General features: G+C 65.6%; 10 protein-coding genes. All 10 read right to left on the bottom strand.

Annotated elements, in window-relative coordinates:
• Positions 1–2: 2 nt before the first annotated feature.
• Entirely contained in the window at positions 3–1,640 is a 1,638-nt protein-coding gene (gene mads7, locus ABD231_RS23895; protein WP_425554201.1) for a methylation-associated defense system protein MAD7, read from the bottom strand.
• Entirely contained in the window at positions 1,631–5,854 is a 4,224-nt protein-coding gene (gene mads6, locus ABD231_RS23890) for a methylation-associated defense system protein kinase MAD6 (RefSeq protein WP_425554200.1), read from the bottom strand. Before mads6 ends, mads7 begins: the two co-directional genes overlap by 10 nt.
• Positions 5,854–7,257: a methylation-associated defense system restriction endonuclease subunit S MAD5 gene (gene mads5, locus ABD231_RS23885; protein WP_344156053.1), complete on the bottom strand. Its 1,404-nt coding sequence runs from the start codon at positions 7,255–7,257 to the stop codon at positions 5,854–5,856. The genes mads6 and mads5 overlap by 1 nt, the downstream gene beginning before the upstream one ends.
• Positions 7,254–9,338, bottom strand: a complete 2,085-nt coding sequence (mads2, locus tag ABD231_RS23880; RefSeq protein ID WP_344156050.1) for a methylation-associated defense system DNA methyltransferase MAD2 — start codon at positions 9,336–9,338, stop codon at positions 7,254–7,256. Before mads2 ends, mads5 begins: the two co-directional genes overlap by 4 nt.
• Before the next feature lie 1,246 nt (positions 9,339–10,584).
• Complete coding sequence (locus ABD231_RS23875) at positions 10,585–11,400, bottom strand: bifunctional allantoicase/(S)-ureidoglycine aminohydrolase (protein WP_344156047.1); 816 nt, start codon at positions 11,398–11,400, stop codon at positions 10,585–10,587.
• Positions 11,397–12,734 carry an allantoinase AllB gene (gene allB / locus ABD231_RS23870; protein WP_344156044.1) on the bottom strand — a complete coding sequence of 446 codons (1,338 nt, stop codon included), beginning with the start codon at positions 12,732–12,734 and terminating at the stop codon, positions 11,397–11,399. The genes ABD231_RS23875 and allB overlap by 4 nt, the downstream gene beginning before the upstream one ends.
• The gene (locus ABD231_RS23865; RefSeq protein ID WP_344156041.1) at positions 12,731–13,981 is read right to left on the bottom strand and encodes a glycerate kinase; all 1,251 of its coding nucleotides are present in this window, start codon (positions 13,979–13,981) and stop codon (positions 12,731–12,733) included. The genes allB and ABD231_RS23865 overlap by 4 nt, the downstream gene beginning before the upstream one ends.
• Positions 13,981–15,756, bottom strand: a complete 1,776-nt coding sequence (gene gcl, locus ABD231_RS23860) for a glyoxylate carboligase (protein WP_344156039.1) — start codon at positions 15,754–15,756, stop codon at positions 13,981–13,983. Before gcl ends, ABD231_RS23865 begins: the two co-directional genes overlap by 1 nt.
• Entirely contained in the window at positions 15,756–16,655 is a 900-nt protein-coding gene (locus ABD231_RS23855; protein ID WP_344156036.1) for a 2-hydroxy-3-oxopropionate reductase, read from the bottom strand. Before ABD231_RS23855 ends, gcl begins: the two co-directional genes overlap by 1 nt.
• The gene (locus ABD231_RS23850; protein ID WP_344156033.1) at positions 16,652–17,452 is read right to left on the bottom strand and encodes a hydroxypyruvate isomerase family protein; all 801 of its coding nucleotides are present in this window, start codon (positions 17,450–17,452) and stop codon (positions 16,652–16,654) included. Before ABD231_RS23850 ends, ABD231_RS23855 begins: the two co-directional genes overlap by 4 nt.
• Positions 17,453–17,539 lie beyond the last annotated feature (87 nt).

The following is a 17,539-nucleotide window of genomic DNA, read 5'->3' as shown; positions in this document are numbered from 1 at the left end:
CGTCAACGCGGGGTCCTCTCCGGGTTGGCGCCGATGGTGAAGCGCGGGGTCACGGTTTGGGTCAGGTAGGCGTCGGAGAGGTCGCGGTAGTAGCCGATCTCCCGGAGTCGGTCCACGAAAGCGGCAGTGTTGGCACGCAACGCAGTTTGGTCGGGCAGGTCAGGTCCGTGGAAGCCGTCCTCGATCGGGAGGGTATCTATATAGATCCCGTATCGGGTCCGAAGTGTATCGAGGACCTCGTCGACCCGCATCGGACGAGTCCGCGGTCGACCATCCTTGTCGTGCTGCACTAGGCACACCTGGAGCAATACCTCAAGGAGCCGGGAGTCGAGCACAAAGCGGCGTGCCCTGGACTTGCCGCGCGGCTGGGTCAGCAACTCCCCTGGACGGCCCTTGAGGAACATCGAATCGAGGCAGTCAACCAGGTATTTGCGCTGGAAGGCTCCGCGGTAGTGCATGATCAGCTCTAGGTACGTCTCGAACCGCGAGAGCCCCAGGTCGATGATTGTCTGCACCTCCGGGGCGAGCGGCTCCTCCTCGTCATCGAGGATGCGTCGTACCCGCATGTCGAAGAAGATCTCCCGATCGGCTTTGTACTTGTCGTCGAGTAGACCGATCGCGTCGGTTGCGGGCAGATCCTCCTTGCCGGGCGGCATGGAAAACTTGCCCTGCCGCTGAAGGTCCTTGGCGAAGTCGGTGAGTTTGAGTACCGCGAAGGTTCCGCGGACGAACTGTGGCAGCCTCCCGTACCACGTCGCGGCGCTCTTGGTCGCGTACGCCGCCGGCAACCCTGTCTCGGAGCCAACGAGGTCAACGAAGATGTGCGGCCGATAACGGCATTTCTCGCCATGCTGGTGACCGGTGGTGCACGCGCGATCTACGGCACTGTCGCGGACGGCGGCAGGAACGAGCTTGAACATCCGCAGGTGGTAGAGAGCGAGGTGGAAGGAGAGCAGGATCTTGAGGTGCTCGACCAGCACGGTGCGGGGCATGAACTGGCGGTGTAGCAGGAGCCGCAGGACGTCCTCACCGAGCAGCTCGGCTGGCTGGCGGCACATCTGCCTCTGCTCACGACGGTTGGCGTCACCCGGCCGGTCCTGTGCCTTGCCCTGGGTCGCCTCGACCATGTTGAGCAGCGCCTGAGACTCCACGTCGATGTCCGGGCCAGAGACGGCCTCGCCGGTAGCGGGGTCGATGTCGGAGAAGAAGAACTCCTTGAGCCCTTGAAGTGCGACGTCATTAATGGCGACGAGCTCGTACAGCTGCTCGTCGGCACCGTAGGGACGCGACCGGGCCGCATTGCGGAGCCGGTAGGCGAATCCATGCAGCGGCCGTGGGCCGGCCACGGCCTCGGTGGCTCGGCCACGGTTGACCAGGTCCAGCACATGGGTAGCAACCCAGCGGCGGCTGATGTCCTCGTTAACAGCGAACCCCACGAACTTGCCGGTCTTATCGTCGACGAGCAGCTCTACGTAGGCATCGACGTCGAGGTCGGTGGCCCGGCGCATCCGGCTCGTCACTCCCCCGTGCCACAGGCGGGCGAGGAACGCCGTCAGGACGCGATCCATAGTGAGGGTTTTGTAGTCGATCCGACTGATGGCGTCGCATCGAAAGGCGCGATCTTTGCTATCTAGCGCCATTCCGCCTCTTCGGTCTCGGGCACGAGCGCCGCCTGTGTGATCAAGTGGAGAACGCCGTCGTCGTCGCGGCGAACGGTGTGGATCGAGGACCCATCGACTGTCAGCAGAACTTCCCGGTACGGCACGGCAGCGAGCTGATTCTTGAACACGGTCAGTGCCAGGGCATACCCCTGATCATCGTCGATGCTTGCCTGGTAACCGCGGCGGAACCGCTCGACCAGCTCAAAAAGGTCAAGCCCGACCCGCAGCTCCGCAGGCGGCACGCCGTCCCGCGACGTGTCGGTATAGGTGAGCCGCAGCGCGGTCGGCCGAGTCTCCAGGTATGGGTGCGCGTCTGTGCCTACCCGGCTGGCGTGAAAACCCTCTCCAGGGAAGCGCCGCAGGCTGCGGACGGTTCCACGCACCACGTCCCGGACACGGATGGCAAGGCCGCCGTCAGCTAGCTCGGGCGAGACGATCCCCTCGCTGCGGTTGAGAGCGGTGAGGAAAAGATCGGTCGGGACCGGCCGCTGCCCATCGAGCAGCTGCAGAAAGTGCTGAACAGAGGCATACGGCAGCATCTTGACCGCCTCGCCAGAGTCCCGCATTTCGAAGTACGACAGCCGCCTGGCCGCCGCGACGAAGCCGACGACCTCGTCCGGGCTCGCATCAGCGGAGGACACTGCCGCATGCAGCTCGCGGAGCAGCACCCGCTCCGGAGTCGCACGGTCGGCAGCATTGATCAGGTAATGCTCCAGCAGCCCCTCGCCGGCCAGCCGCCGGTCAAACACCGGCTGCGGTGGGCGAGCGACATCAACCCCGTGAAGCTGGATGAGTAGCCGGTCGCGCTCGATAATCGAGGGGCCGCCGCGATAGGCGTTGAAGTAGTGGCTCGCCAGAATCGTCGCCGACTCGGAGGTGGCATAAAGCTTATGGATCTCAGCGCAGTCCCGCCCCGAGGTCAGCGTGTACGCGAGCGCCGAGCGCAGGTCACGCAAGGTGATGTGCAGCCGGCCGCGGAGCTGGGCGACCTCGTAAATGCGCCGCATCCGCTCCTTGACCTGCTGTCCGACGACGGGGTGAGCGATCGTGGCGGCGTTCTGCCGGGCATAACAACCGTCGAAGAGCGCGCACCCCTCACACGCCCCCCAGACCTCCGCCCGCACCATCGAGTCAAGCATCCGCTCCAAGATCGACCCCGCCGACCCCTCCCCGTCGACCGCACCGGCCGGACGGACGGTGACGTCACGCAGGTTGAGGTTCACCACCGCGACAGGCCCGGGTTCGTCGTCCTCACCACGCAGGCCGACCTCGACGATCTTGGTCAGGGCGGCGAATTCCTCGATGCGGTGGCTGAGGAAGTCGACGAGGCGCCCCTCGTTGACCGCGATCAGGCGGACTTCACCGGCCAACGTACCGACCTGGTCATCGCCGGCGAAAGGACGGAAGAACTCGGTGAGCACTTCGTCGCTGACGACACCGTCCTCGTCTTGACTGCCGTCGTAGTTCGTGTGGAACCGGCGTCCGTTCAGCTCGAAGTCGGCACCGTTGGCCCGCTTCGAGATAAACACCGCACCCTGCTCTCGCGCGGTGGCGGCGAGGTTCTCCAGGAAGGCCGTCTTGCCGTCACCGGCGTTGCCGGTCACTACCACCAGCGAGTGTGTTCCGGCCAGGACACTCGGGGTCAGGGCAAGGTCAAGGGCGGTGGGCACGTAGACACGTACGTCGGGAGCGTCCATGCCGCGGGTACCGCGGTTGCTGCGCCGGCTCTGGCTGTAGAGGGTCTGCAGGTAAGAGACGAACGGGTTGTGATCACTGGTGGCCCCACCACCGCCGTCGAGCGTCACCGGAACGACGGGCGGCGACAAGCTCGCCGACTTCGATGGTAGGGCGACCATCTGCAGCACAGAGTGAAGCTCCTCGGCGCTGGTGAACCGGCTGCCCCGCTCTGGCGAGATCGCCGTAAGGATCGTCTCGACCAGCTTGACCGGAACGCCGGGCAAGGCGAAACGGTCGCGAGGGTCTTCTGCCGCGACCGCTGGTGGCGGTGTGCTCGCCCCATCCCATGGATAGGCGCCCGTCAGGGCCTCGTACAGCGTGATCCCTAGCGCGTAAAGGTCCCGATCGACATAACCCGCGGCGCTCGCCGGGACCTGGTCGAGATCCGGCGGCGTGTAGCGAGGTGTGCTGGCGGTGTGCCCTTGGGTGGACTCGGGGGTCTTGGCGATCCCGAAGTCGAGGATCTTCACTCCTCCCTCGGCCCACAGCAGGTTGCCCGGCTTGATGTCGCAGTGCCACACGTCGAGGCTGTGGAGGTACTTCAGTCCTTCAACGACGTCGAGCCCGATCCTCAGCACGTCGCTCGGGGTCAGAGTACGGCTCCTAATTACCTCGCCCAGGTCCTCGCCGGTAACGAACTCGAAGACAAGGAACGGGTAGGGGTACGGCTTGGGCAACACGTCCACGTCGAGCATCCGCACGACGTTCGGATGTGGGGTCGCGTCCTGAAGCCGGGTGAGCACCATCCCTTCACGACGGGCTCGCTCCTTGCTGTCCTCCTCGTCGCGCAGGATCAGTTTGATCACCCTGTCGACGTTGCGCATAGTGTCGAAGACCTTGTACGCCACACCGCTCGCGCCCGGCTTCCCTAGCCGATGCTGCACGATGTACTTGGTCCCCAGCGCGAAGTCGCGCGGGAGGTTCTTCCAGAACGACGGATCCCTCCGCTTGTCGTCCTCGCCGCCCTCAGCCTGCTCGGGTGGCCTCGGCGGCTGCCCGCCATCGCCACCGGTCACACGGCGCTTCGGCCGCTGCACCTCACCGATCGCCAGCTCGAAGCGCCGGATCGCCTCCCGAGCATCGGGACGGTCCTCCGGCTTGGCCGCGCTCAAGAGCGAGAGCCAGTGCCGCAGCGGCGCCGGAACATCGGCCTGCTCCAGGTCTTTCTCCGGTAGCCTGCCGTTGGCCTTCACCTGAGATGTGACCGAGTTGAACGGCAGATGCCCAGTGAGCATCTCGAACCCGATCACGCCGAGGGCGTAGATGTCGGCCTTGTCGGTCATCTTCGTCGGATCCGCGATTGCCTCTGGAGCCAGATAGGCCTGATCGGCCGCTGCGTGCGCATCGAGGGCAACCGTGTGGGCCCGCATCTGGGCGGTCTTTGCATAGTCGAAGCCGGTGATCATCGCCCGGCCGTCCTGCGTGAGCAGGATCGTAGCGGGACTCAGTGCCCGGTGGACGATCCGGCGCGACTGCGCGTGTGCCAGGCCGGCGAGTACCTGCCGCAGGATCAGCAGCTTCCGGTCGCGGGTGAGGGGCTCAACCGGCTTCTCCCCCAGGTGCAGCCGCAGTGCATGGCCCGGGATGTCGTCGTAGACCGTGACGAATCCCCGGTCCTCCGGATCCGGAAAGAAATCCCGCACTCCGACGATCGATGGGTGCGGGGAAAGCTTGCCGAGCGCCTCGTAGGCGACCCCGATCTGCCTTTGCTTCCTTTCCCGCTCGGCGGAGGGCGAATATGGGTCGGCCTGGCGCACCACGAGTCGCACCGTGCCCGATCCCTGCACCGCGTTGGCGTTCTTCGCCCGGTATTCCCCGACCACATCGATCCCAGCGGCGTGGATCGTCTCGCTGAGCGTGTCGAGCACCAGCCAGTTGCCGAACTGCAGCGGCCCGGTCGGCGCCTGTCCGATCGCCCTTATCTGCTCGACGATCGTCTCATGGTGACGCGCGATGTCAGCGTCGACTGCGGACGACCCAGTCGGCACCCGGGAGAGGTCGGAGAGCAGCGCCACCAGGTGCTGCAGGTTCACCGTAGAGGCAGCGTCACGCTGCGGCGTGTTGTGATCGACCAGCCGCGCGTCGCCCGCTGGCAACGCGACGACCGCATCCACGTAGACCCGCGAGAGCTCCCGGTGGGCGTCCTCAAGAAGGGTCTTGAGCCGCTTGGCGTTCTCTCGCAACTTGGGCAGCGGGGTATGAAACGGCGAACGCCCGGCCGGCATCCATCGCGACCCTTGTACATCGATCCGACCGAACGTGCCCTTTACGTCGATCACGTAAACCATGTGCGGTGTGACGACCACCAGGTCGACCTCGAAGAGCCGGCCGCGGGAGTCCGGGATTTCCAGGGAATGCAGGACCGTCCAATCTTCCGGCCCGTGGTCACGCAGATGCGCGATGACTCGCCGCTCCGCGTCGTTCACGGGCTGCCCGATCTGAACGATCTTCGCCATCAGCCCTCGGCCCCCTCGATCGCCGCCGTCAGCAACGCCAACGCTTCGTCCTCCAGGAGGTCCGCTTGGTCACGGTCCCGGTACGCCTGACGAACCGTCTCGGAGATCCGCTCTCGATCAGCCACCGCCGCCATCGGGATCGGAATCTTGCGACGCAGGTGGGCATGAATGTCCTGCTGCTTCCCGCCAACGCTCATGGACCGGAGAAGTCGGAACGCCACTTCGGAGCGGAAGAATGCGTATAGGTAGGCGCCGCTCACGTCATCATCGCCGCTGATGACCCGCAAGAAGTGCTGCGTGTAGGCGTGTTCCTTCCATGCGCCGTACACCATCAGCGCACGGCAGAAGACCTCATTCTCCCCAAGTGTCCCCTGAGAGGCGATCAGAATCGTTTCTTCTGGCGCGAAGATATCCGGCGGCGCGGCAAGTGCACTGATCCAGCGGCCCTCCGGTCGCATCCAGAATCCCTGTCGCTGCCCGATCAGCTGCACGCCATGCTGCTGATCAGCGTCGATCCGCTTGAAGCGGACACCAGACCCGAGCAAACCCCCTTCGCAAATCTCTCCCAGCTGCCGATGCTCGACTGCCGCAAGCCTCTCAACGATTCGACGGGCACGGGGTGAGAAGTTGAGCGCCCGAATCGACTCGGGACCGAAGTTGGTGACCTCGAATCCATGCTCTCGATCAGCGTCATGCCAGCGATAATCGATCAAATCTGGCAAACCGACGCTGCGAAAGAAGTCTTCGGTAGCCCTCTCCAGCCCGGACTGGAACGCCGCGCGAAGGTGAGCACTCGCCTCGACGAGCTCGTGGATTCGAATCTCCAGGTCGGAGTCGAACCGCGGCACCGGTAGGTCAACCAGGTGGTGCGGTTCGATGTGTTGGACGATGGCGCCGTATGCCGATGCCAGGATCATTGGGACACCGAACCGGCTGCGTAGGAAGGTGTTCAGGTAGCCAGGCAGGACCTCCGACTCATTCGGAATCACCCGCATCACGTGCTCGCTGCATGCAAACCCCGCCACATCCTGGCGGGCATAGGCGACGCGACCCACTGTCCCGGAGCGGGTGATCAGCGTCCATCGAGGCTCGATCAGCAGCTCCGGCGCCTGTGCCGCAGCACTCTTGGCAATGTATGGCAGATACGAATAGTCGGCTTCCAGAATGTCCGTACTGGAGAAGAATGGGACACCGTGCTCCGGGTCGTTCACCCACTTGCGGCTGAATCGTCCAGCATGGTGGATGTCTGTCGTGATCCGGTCGAGACGAACAGTGTTGGGCAGAGATTCAAGTCGTTTGCGAGCTTCGATCGCACCCGACAGGTAGGGAGTGGCGTCGAGCCTCAAGCCCTGGTCGAAGAACCAGTCTGCACGGACAGGGCTGTCGATGTCGGAGACCTTCACGCGCCCGCTCCCCGGGCATCACGGAGATTGATTCCCGGGACAGGGTGCCGCTCACGGAACTCCCGGTAGCGCTCGGCGATCACCGGCAGGTCATTGTCCCTGACTGGGCGGCTACGCGTCACCCTGCGGGTCCGCTTCTCGCCGCCAATGGTCAGGTACTCGCTTTCCTCGTAGGTCTCCATGATGAGATCGCCGTTGGGGGAACGCCTGTAGAGGTCGTTGCCACGCCGGTCGAAGCCGACCTTCTCCGCAACCGCCATAAAAACCGGATAGGAAACGGCGCCGTTAAGCTTCTCAGCGGCCTTCTCATCGAAGGTCTTGCGCTTCAAGAAGAGCAGGCTGGTTAGGATGTTGACGTTTGCGTCGACAATGAAGGTCTCCACCGGCAACTCGACGCTGGCCAGTAGCCAGCACTCTTGCAGTATGAACCGACGGATGCCCTCGTCGGCCGGGCCGGGATTGGAGAGGATGCCGTTGGGCAGCACGATACCAAGGCGGCCACCGGGCTTGATCCACTCGATGGCCCGCTGCACGAAGAGCTGCTCGGGCGCCATGGAGTTCGGCCGGTTCGGACTCGCGATCAGCTCGCCAGAGGCTTTATCGCGCGACCAGGTCTTAGCGACGCCCTCGCGGAAGTCGCCGAGCACAGACTCGTCGCTGATCGGGATGTCCGCACCGAAAGGCGGGTTGGTGAGCAATACGTCGACGACCCCAGTGCGACCGTCCTTGGCGAGGGGCACTCGCTTGGCAGCCTTCTCGACGCCGCTGAGGTGTCCTTTCGGGAAGGAGAGGGAGTCCATGTGGAATACGTTGCCGGGGGTGTCGGCGAGGGTCATGATGTTCATGGAAGTGGCGCGCACGAGGAACTGGTCGAAGTCTGCGCCAAAGAGGTGCTCGTCGGCGTACCTGCGGAGCCGATCGCGGTAGCGCTCGGCCTGCTCCGGGCTGTCCGGCAGGCCGCGTGTGCCGTCCTCGTCCTGCATCCTGTGATGCAGATGCGTCAGCGTGGCATGGAGGAACCCACCGGTACCGCAGGTGGGGTCGAGGACCGTCTCGTCCTCCTGTGGGTCAAGGATGTCAATCATCAGCTTCACCGCGCCGCGCGGAGTGAAGTATTGCCCCCTATCGCCGCGCAGGTTGGTGCCGACCAGTTCCTGGTAGGCGAGCCCCTTGGCGTCGATGTCGGTCAGGCCGAGGTCGTAGGGAGCAAGCTCGGAGACGATGAAAGCCAGCGCGCGGTCCGAGAGGATGATCTCATCGCTGAGCTTGAAGAGCCCCGATGCGGCGTACTGCTTTTTCACGTCCTCGAAGAGGTCGACGATTCGCTTCCGGATCGCGGTACGGCCGTCGTCGCTGTATGGCTCGGACATAGAGGTGTAGAAGCGACGCGGGCTGCCCGTGCGGACGGCACGCTCGTCGTACATCTTCGCGAAGAGCAGGTAGAGGAACTGCCAGAAGGCGGCGTCCTTAGGCATGCCTTCGTTGCCGTGGACGTAGTTGTGGCAGCGCCGGAAGGTGATCTTGAGCATCTCCGGCTCGGCGCGGCGCAACTGCTGAGCCGACACGACCTGGCCGCTGCCGACCGAACCGTCGGCCATCGGCCAGTCGGCGCGCTCGTGAAAGTCGGCGCCCCAGCGGGTGGTCTCCTTCTCAACGAAGAAGAAGTCGACGTTGTCGGTCCACAAGCCCCAGCTGCGCTCGGGGCAGTCCTCGGCCCCCAGAAGGTCTTGGAGCTCGGACATCTCCGACTTCATCTGCTCGTACGTACGCAGCTTGACCACGCTCTTGCCGCGCTTGGGCTCCTTATTGCAGACCACGACACGACGAAGGTTGGCCTCGGTATGTTCGCTGCCAGGGGCGAAGATCGCAATGTCGACCTTCTTGGCCCGCCGCCCTTTCTCCGACTGCACCTTCACCGCGAAGTCGAGCTGCATGTCCTCCGGAGCGAACTGGTACTCATGAAAGAGGACGCGCACAATTCGCTGTCTGACCTGCTCCTTCGGCGTGTCCTTGATGGGCTTGTCGGTGAGGAAATCGACGAGGTAGCCCTCGTCAAGATGATGCACCTGAGACTCGGTCATGGCGTCCCGAGAAGGTCCCTCATCACGAGTTGCGTCATCCAAAGCAGATCCCGTCAAAGTCACCAGTACGTCCAGTCCATTGGAGTTCGTGATCAGCTACCTGGAACAGGCAGCAGCCAAACTTATCCGGAATCGTCGCGCCCCGCCCCCTGACGGCTCCGCTCGCGGCCTGCATTGAGGCGTCGCCTCGCGACGTCGGACGAGGCCCCCCGGAACCGACACGCGATTGACACAGAGCGCAAGTTCTCGTATGCCAGTTAGCGCATCTCGCTTCTCGGGCGATCGCTGTCGTACCGCCAGCGCAATGGTCCCTCCCTCCCCCGAAGAACCCCAGGTCAGAGCTTAGAGCTGGCTCCGCACGCTCGCAAGGACCGCGACGCCAACCACGATCCGCCGCACGGGACGGTGCCTCGAAGGCCTGACTGACTTGCGTCCCGCTCGTCGCAACACTCACGAGGTTCTGCTCACACGCGGTACGGTGGGACGGCGCTCTACTCTCCGCCCCTGAGACCCGCGATGCCTTCCACACCTTGGTCGGTGACCGTACTGCGACGGCGGACAGATCCGGTACGTGCAGTACTTCGCGAGACCGCTCGGCCACCTCGGCGTTGATGCAGGTCAATGGCCGCGCCGGCGACCACCAACGCACCGCCGAACCTGGCATCGCGCCGGAGCGAGCAGACAGGCTTCTAGTGCTCGCCCTGTAGCGGCTTGGCGAACGCCCGGTTGGTGCTGCGCCGGCCGGGTACATACGAAGGGACAGGGCGGAAGCTGGCGGCCTATCTCGCGATTCGGCGGGTCGGTGACGGCATCCATGAGCTGGGCGTTATCGGCCGCGGCACTTGTGGGCTCAACCTCGCACAGGAGCTCAGCGACGAGATCGCGGGCTGGAACGAGGATCGAGACGCACGCCCGGCTCTCCGTGCTTACCCGGCTGGCACACCTGACCCAGCCTTCAAGTTCGACTCAAATGTGTCTGTCGGACCGGTCATTGACAAGGCCGCCTCTCGCTCACGATCCTCATGAGGAGATCTGTGCCTCCTGTGGGTGGCAGGCGTCGGTTGGTGTGACGGCGGCAATCGCCGGATGACGCCGGCCACGGGTGGTTGGCGCGGGCGGTAGCCCGCAAGACCGGGCGGTAGCCCGGAGGGAGCTAAGGGTGGGCGGGTGCGCGCGTAGCAGGCGCGACGAAGGAGTGACTGCGTAGCACGCGGGGAAGGTCCTTCCCTTTCTTCCCTTCCCCCTCTTACAGGGTGAGTTTGGGGTGGCGGTTTACGTCTTTGTAGAGGAGGTAGCGGAAGGGGGTGGGTCCGCCGGCGTAGCAGGCTTGGGGGCAGAAGGAGCGGAGCCAGAGGAAGTCGCCGGCTTGGACTTCTACCCAATCCTTGTTCAACAAGTAGACGGCTTTGCCTTCGAGGATGTAGAGGCCGTGTTCCATGACGTGGGTTTCGGGGAACGGGATGGCGCCGCCGGGTTGGAAGGTGACGATGTTGACGTGCATGTCGTGGCGGAGGTCGTCGGGGTCTACGAAGCGTTGGGTTTGCCAGGCGCCGTCGGTGCCGGGCATGGGGATGCCTTCGACGTCGGTCTCGTTGGTGACAAAAGGAGTTGGTACGTCGATGCCTTCGATCTGCTCGTAGGCCTTGCGGATCAGGTGGAAGGTGCAGGTGGCGTCGGTCGTGTTGCGGATCGTCCAGTCGCCGCCTGGCGGTAGGTAGGCGTAACCGCCTGGCGACAAAGCATGTTCGACACCGGAGACTGTCAACGTAATGTTGCCGTCGACAACGAAGATGACGGCTTCGGCGGCGGGGTCGGTGTCGGGTTTGGTGCTGCCGCCGCCGGGGGCTACTTCGACGATGTACTGCGAGAAGGTCTCGGCGAAGCCGGAGAGGGGGCGGGCGATGACCCAGAGGCGGGTGTTGTCCCAGAACGGGAGGCGGCTGGTGACGATGTCGCGCATGGTGCCGCGGGGCAGGACCGCGTAGGCCTCGGTGAAGACTGCCCGGTCCGTGGTGAGGTCGGTCTGGCCGGGCAGGCCGCCCTTGGGGGCGTAGTAGTTCATCGGGGTTCTCCTCGGGTCAGCAGGCGGCCGGACGGATCGGAGGCGATCGGTACGCCGCGAAGCCAGGTGCCGCGGACGACGCCGTACAGGGTGCGGCCGTCGTACGGCGTGATGGCGTTCTTGTGGTGGAGTTCGTCAGCGTGGACGACGAAGGTCTGGTCGGGGGCGAGGACGCAGAGGTCGGCGTCGGCGCCGACCTCGATCCGGCCTTTCGCGGTCAGACCGGTCTGGACGGCGGGTGCGGTCGACATCCAGCCGACGACGTCGGCGAGGGTGAATCCGCGGCGGCGGGCCTCGGTCCAGACCGCCGGGAGGCCGACTTGGAGGGATGCGATACCGCCCCACGCCGTACCGAAATCGCCGGTGTCCAGGTGCTTGAGGTCGATCGTCGACGGCGAGTGGTCGGAGACGACGAGATCGATGGTGCTGGCGCGCAGCCCGGCCCACAGTTGGTCGCGGTTCGACGCCTCGCGGATCGGCGGGCAGCACTTGTACTGCGTGGCGCCGTCGGGAATCTCTTCGGCGGCGAAGGTCAGGTAGTGCGGGCAGGTCTCCGCGGTGATCCGGACGCCGTCGGCCTTCGCGGCCGCGATCAGCGGCAGGACCTCAGCGCTGGAGACGTGCAGGATGTGGACGCGGCAGCCGGTCTGCTTGGCGAGATCGATGACCTGGGCAACGGCTTGGTTCTCGGCCGCGCGCGGGCGTGAGTTCAGGAAGTCCTCGTACGACGCGCCGCGCGGCGGCGGGGCGTGGTCGATGCTGTGGGCATCTTCCGCGTGCACGATCAGCAGACCGTCGAACGAACTGAGCTCGACCATCGCCTGTTCCAGCTGGGCCGAGTCGAGCGGCGGGAACTCGTCGACCCCCGAATGCAGCAGGAAGCACTTGAACCCGAAGACACCAGCCTCGTGCAGCGGCTGGAGCTCCGCCAGATTGCCTGGGATCGCACCGCCCCAGAAGCCGGTGTCGACGAACGCCTGTGGTGCTGCAGTCTCCCGCTTCAACGCCAGCGCCGGTACGTCGCAGGTCGGCGGCAGGCTGTTCAGCGGCATGTCGATGATCGTGGTGACGCCACCGGCGGCCGCGGCTCGGGTCGCGGAAGTGAACCCCTCCCACGCCGTCCGGCCCGGATCGTTCACGTGAACATGTGAATCGACGAGACCCGGCAACAGCACCTCGTCGTCTGCGAGCCGAACCTCGGCGGCGGCTACCAGCTCCGCGTCGTACGGCGCGATGGCAACGATCCGGCCGTCGGTGATGCCGATCGAACCAGCCTGCTCGCCGGTGGCGCGTACTACTCGTCGAGCCCGGATCACCAGATCCAGTCCAGTCATGCGCTGCCCTCCCCGGTTTTCGCCATCGTAAGGTGCTCGCTCGCGATCCGCCCGGCAAGTTTCTCCAGCAGCGGAATCGGTTCCGCGATGCAACGCGCAACATCCGGCTCAACATCGGTCAATGCGTACGCCGCTTGTACGCCGATCGTGGTCAGTTGGTCGGGGCGCAGTCTGTTGACGCCGCAGACCGCTACGACCGGTACGTCGGAGGCTGCCGCGACGCCGGCGACCGCCTTGCCGTGCAGGGTCTGTTCGTCGAGGGCGCCTTCACCGGTGATGACCAGGTCTGCACCGGTGAGCTGGTTGCGGAATCCGACCAGCTCCAGCATGAGGTCGATGCCTGGGCGCAGTTCGGCGTTCAGTAGGGCCAGTGCGGCGAAGCCGACGCCGCCGGCCGCTCCCGCGCCTGGCTCGTCGCGGAGGTCGCGACCGGTGGCTGCGGCGACGTGGTCGGCCCAGTCGGTGAGTCTGGCGTCCAGGATGGCGACCTCTGCTGGGGACGCGCCCTTCTGCGGACCGTAGACGGACGCCGCGCCCCGTGGTCCGGTGAGCGGGTTGTCCACGTCGCACGCCACCACGACCTGCACGCCGTCGAGGCGGGCCCGCAGGGCGGCGAGGTCGAGCGTCCAACCAGGTGAGATGGCGGAGGGCGGTGCGGAGGCGGAGGGCGGTGCGGTGACGGAGGCGAGGGCCGGTGCAGTGGCGGAGGCGCGGGGCGGTGCGGTGACGGAGGTGGGGGGCGGTGCAGTGGCGGAGGCGGGGGGCGGTGCGGTGGCCAAGGCGCGGGGCTGTGCGGTGGCGGGGGCTGAGAGGGCTTGGAGCATGCCGATTCCGCCGTCGGTGGAGGCGCTGCCGCCTATGCCGAGGATTAGTTGGGTGCAGCCGGCTTCTAGGGCTGCGGCCATTAGTTCGCCGCAGCCGAAGGAGGAGGCGGTTAGTGGGGCGAAGCCGTCGGGTAGGCGGACGAGGCCGCAGACATCTGCGAGCTCCACGACCGCGGTGTCGCCGCGGCGGGCGTAGCCGGAGTGGACTGGTAGGCCGGTGGGTCCGGAGGCGACAACTGGGACCAGGGTGTACCCGGCCGCCACGGCGGCGGCCAGGGTGCCGTCGCCACCGTCAGCCACCGGTACGGCGACCACGGTCGCGCCGGGGTGCACTCGCCGTACCCCGGCTTCGACCGCAGCGGCCACCTGCGCGCTTGTCAGGCTGCCCTTGAATTTGTCGGAGGCAATGAGCACCCGCACCATCAGTCGAGCAAGGCGAGGGCGGTCGGCGCGTCCGACGGGTCGACGGCCAGGTCCTCGAACTCGATGATGTTGTCGATCTCGAGGCCCATCGAGACGTTGGTGACGCGTTCCAGGATGACCTCGACGACGATCGGGACCTGGTGTTCGACCATCAGCTTCTTCGCCTGCTCCAAAGCAGGGAGAATGTCGTCCGGTTCGACGACCCGCAAGGCCTTGCAGCCCAGGCCTTCGGCCACCTTGAGATGGTCGACACCGTAGCCGTGAACCTCCGGACTGTTGATGTTCTCGAACGAGAGTTGAACACAGTAGTCCATGTTGAATCCACGTTGAGCCTGTCGAATCAACCCTAGATAAGAGTTGTTCACCACGACATGGATGTACGGGATGTTGAACTGGGCCCCGACCGCCAACTCCTCGATCAAGAACTGGAAGTCGTAGTCGCCGGAGAGCGCGACGACTGTGGCCGATGGGTCCGCGACAGCGACCCCGAGCGCGGCCGGGACAGTCCAGCCGAGCGGGCCGGCCTGGCCGGCGTTGATCCAGTGCCGCGGCCGGTACACGTGCAGCATCTGCGCGGCCTGGATCTGCGAGAGCCCGATCGTTGAGACGTACCGCGTGTCCGGTCCGAACGCGCGGTTCATCTCCTCGTACACGCGCTGCGGCTTGATCGGTACCGCGTCGAAGTGGGTCCGCCGCTGCAACGTCGTACGGCGCTCACGGCACTCCGCGGCCCACGCCGTACGGTCAGGCAACCGACCGTCCGCCGCCCACTCACGCGCAACCTCCACGAACACCGAGAGGGCCGCCCGCGCGTCCGACACAACCCCGTAGTCCGGCGCGAACACCCGCCCGATCTGCGTCGGCTCAATATCCACGTGGATGAACTTCCGTCCAGCCGTGTACACATCGAGTCCACCCGTGTGCCGGTTGGCCCAGCGGTTCCCGATCCCCAGTACGACGTCCGCCGCGAGCATCGTCGCGTTGCCATACCGATGCGAGGTCTGCAGCCCCACCATCCCCGCACTCAGCGGGTGGTCGTCGCCGATCGCACCCCAGCCCATCAACGTCGGTACGACGGGAATCCCGGTCAGCTCGGCGAATTCGACCAGCAGGTCGGCCGCGTCCGCGTTGATGATGCCACCGCCGGCCACGATCAGCGGACACGAACCGCTCGCCAGCATCGACAGCACCTTCTCAGCCTGCAAACGAGTCGCGGCCGGACGCGCGAGCGGCAGCGGCTCATAAGAAGAGATGTCGAACTCGATCTCGGCCAGCTGCACATCGAGCGGAAGGTCGACCAACACCGGACCGGGACGCCCGGATCGCATGATCTGGAAGGCCTTCTGGAACGTCCCCGGTACCTGCGCGGCCTCCATCACGGTGACCGCCCACTTCGCCACCGGCGCCGCGATCGACGAGATGTCGACCGCCTGGAAGTCCTCCTTGTGCAGCTTCGCCACGGGCGCCTGCCCGGTGATACACAAGATCGGAATCGAGTCCGCAGACGCGGAGTACAGCCCGGTGATCATGTCGGTTCCAGCAGGCCCCGACGTACCGATACACACGCCGATGTTGCCCGCAGCCGCCCGGGTGTAGCCCTCGGCCATATGCGACGCGGCCTCAACGTGCCGCGCAAGCACGTGCTTGATCCCACCGTGAGCACGGATCGCGCTGTAGAAGGGATTGATCGCGGCTCCCGGCAACCCGAACGCCTGCGTCGAGCCCTCCTTCTCCAGGATCAGCACCGCCGCGTCGACCGCCCGCATGCGAGCCATCAGGACACCGCCTTGCCGGACAACCGCTCGACGCCACGCAGCAGCGCGGAGTGGTCCAGTCCGCCGTCACCGTTGGCGCGCGCCGACGCGACCAGCTGCGCCACCAACGACCCGAGCGGTGCGACGACGCCCGCCTCCCGAGCCGCCGCAGTCACGATGCCCATGTCCTTGTGGTGCAAGTCGATCCGGAACCCAGGTTCGAAGGAACGTGACAACATGTTCGCCCTCTTCTGCTGAAGCACGGTCGAACCAGCGAGCCCACCACCCAGAACCTCGAGAGCCGCGGCGGTATCAACGCCGTACGCCTCAAGGAAGACAACGGCCTCCGCGACAGCTTGGATGTTCGCGGCAACAATCAGCTGGTTGGCTGCCTTGACCGTCTGGCCGGAACCGCTGGGCCCGACGTGGACAACGGTCTTGCCAACCACGTCGAACAGCGGCTTGGCCTCAAGAAAGTCCTCGGCCGACCCGCCGACCATGATCGACAGTACGGCGTTCTTCGCGCCCGCCTCGCCGCCGGAGACAGGTGCATCGAGCAACCGGAAGCCGAGCGCCTGAGCCTGTGCGGCGAGTTGCTGAGTGACGTCGGGACGGATGCTGGAGAAGTCGATGATCAGGGTGCCTGTCTCGGCCTCCTGGAAGACGTCTTCGAGGACGTCCTGGACGTCCGGTGAGTCTGGCACCATCACGCAGATCACGTCGGCGCCCTTGACCACGTCGGCGATCGACGAGGCGGCGCGACCACCCGCCGCAACCAACTCCGCGGTGCGCTCCACACTGCGGTCCAGCCCAGCGACCGTGTGACCGGCCTGAGCCAGATGAACAGCCATCGGGTTGCCCATGATCCCGAGACCGATGAAGGCGATATTCGTCATGTCGTGTCTCCTATACAAGTTCATCGGCGCTCGAACGGCAGCCAGCCGAAGCATTCGTCGGTAGTGGTGGATGGCTTGTACTCGAGCCCGACCCACCCCGTGTAGCCGTGCGCCTCGAGGGCGGTCAGCTGCTGGTCGAGCGGCAAGGTGCCGGACCCCGGCTCACCCCGGCCCGGCGCGTCTGCGATCTGCACGTGCGCGATCCGGTTGGTGTGGTTGGCGATCACGCGCTCGACGTCGTCCCCGTTGACGGCAAGGTGATAGAGGTCCGCAAGCAGACCAAGATTCGGTACGTCGACGCGGTCGATCACCGCCAAGGCGTCAGCAGCTGTGAGTAGTGGGTAGCGAGAGGCCCCGCTGACCGGTTCGACCAGCACGGTCGCGCCGATCCGGGCGGCCGCACGAGCCGCCAGCGCGAGGTTCTCAACCGCGAGCTCGTCCTGCTCGGCAGCTGAAACGTCGTCCAGGCGGTTGCCGTAGAGCGCGTTGAAGCCGACCGTGCCGAGCCGCGAGCCGATACCCACGGTGACATCGACGTTGTCGCGGAACTCGCCGGCCCGCTTCGGCCAGGACACCAGACCGCGATCGCCGCCCGGCATGTCACCGGCGAAGAAGTTCAGCCCGGTCAGCTGCACCCCGGCATCGGTGATCGCGGCGACGAACGCATCGACCTGCCGGTCCGGCGGGACCGCCTCGACGAACGGCCACCAGAACTCGACCGCTCCGAATCCGGCCTGCTTCGCCGCGGCCGGGCGCTCCAGCAGGGGCAGCTCGGTGAAGAGCAGCGAGCAGTTCACCGTGTGGCGCAGCTGATGAGCCATGGTCACTCCAGTTTCCGTATTGCGGAATTTGAATTCTGTTCTGCGAAAGGACCATAAGTTCACGAAGAACCAGGAGTCAAGCGCCCC

Origin of the sequence: Kribbella yunnanensis (genome assembly GCF_039529655.1) — a bacterium.
GTDB classification, from domain to species: Bacteria; Actinomycetota; Actinomycetes; order Propionibacteriales; family Kribbellaceae; genus Kribbella; species Kribbella yunnanensis.
The sequence above is the reverse complement of the archived record's forward strand: the minus strand, read 5'-3'. Positions and strand labels throughout refer to the sequence as shown.

Coding starts and splice junctions, on each gene's coding strand:
- mads7 (WP_425554201.1), bottom strand. CDS start 1,640: ATGGCGCTAGATAGCAAAGATCGCGCCTTTCGATGCGACGCCATCAGT.
- mads6 (WP_425554200.1), bottom strand. CDS start 5,854: ATGGCGAAGATCGTTCAGATCGGGCAGCCCGTGAACGACGCGGAGCGG.
- mads2 (WP_344156050.1), bottom strand. CDS start 9,338: ATGACCGAGTCTCAGGTGCATCATCTTGACGAGGGCTACCTCGTCGAT.
- ABD231_RS23875 (WP_344156047.1), bottom strand. CDS start 11,400: ATGAACTACTACGCCCCCAAGGGCGGCCTGCCCGGCCAGACCGACCTC.
- allB (WP_344156044.1), bottom strand. CDS start 12,734: ATGACTGGACTGGATCTGGTGATCCGGGCTCGACGAGTAGTACGCGCC.
- ABD231_RS23865 (WP_344156041.1), bottom strand. CDS start 13,981: ATGGTGCGGGTGCTCATTGCCTCCGACAAATTCAAGGGCAGCCTGACA.
- gcl (WP_344156039.1), bottom strand. CDS start 15,756: ATGGCTCGCATGCGGGCGGTCGACGCGGCGGTGCTGATCCTGGAGAAG.
- ABD231_RS23855 (WP_344156036.1), bottom strand. CDS start 16,655: ATGAACTTGTATAGGAGACACGACATGACGAATATCGCCTTCATCGGT.
- ABD231_RS23850 (WP_344156033.1), bottom strand. CDS start 17,452: ATGGCTCATCAGCTGCGCCACACGGTGAACTGCTCGCTGCTCTTCACC.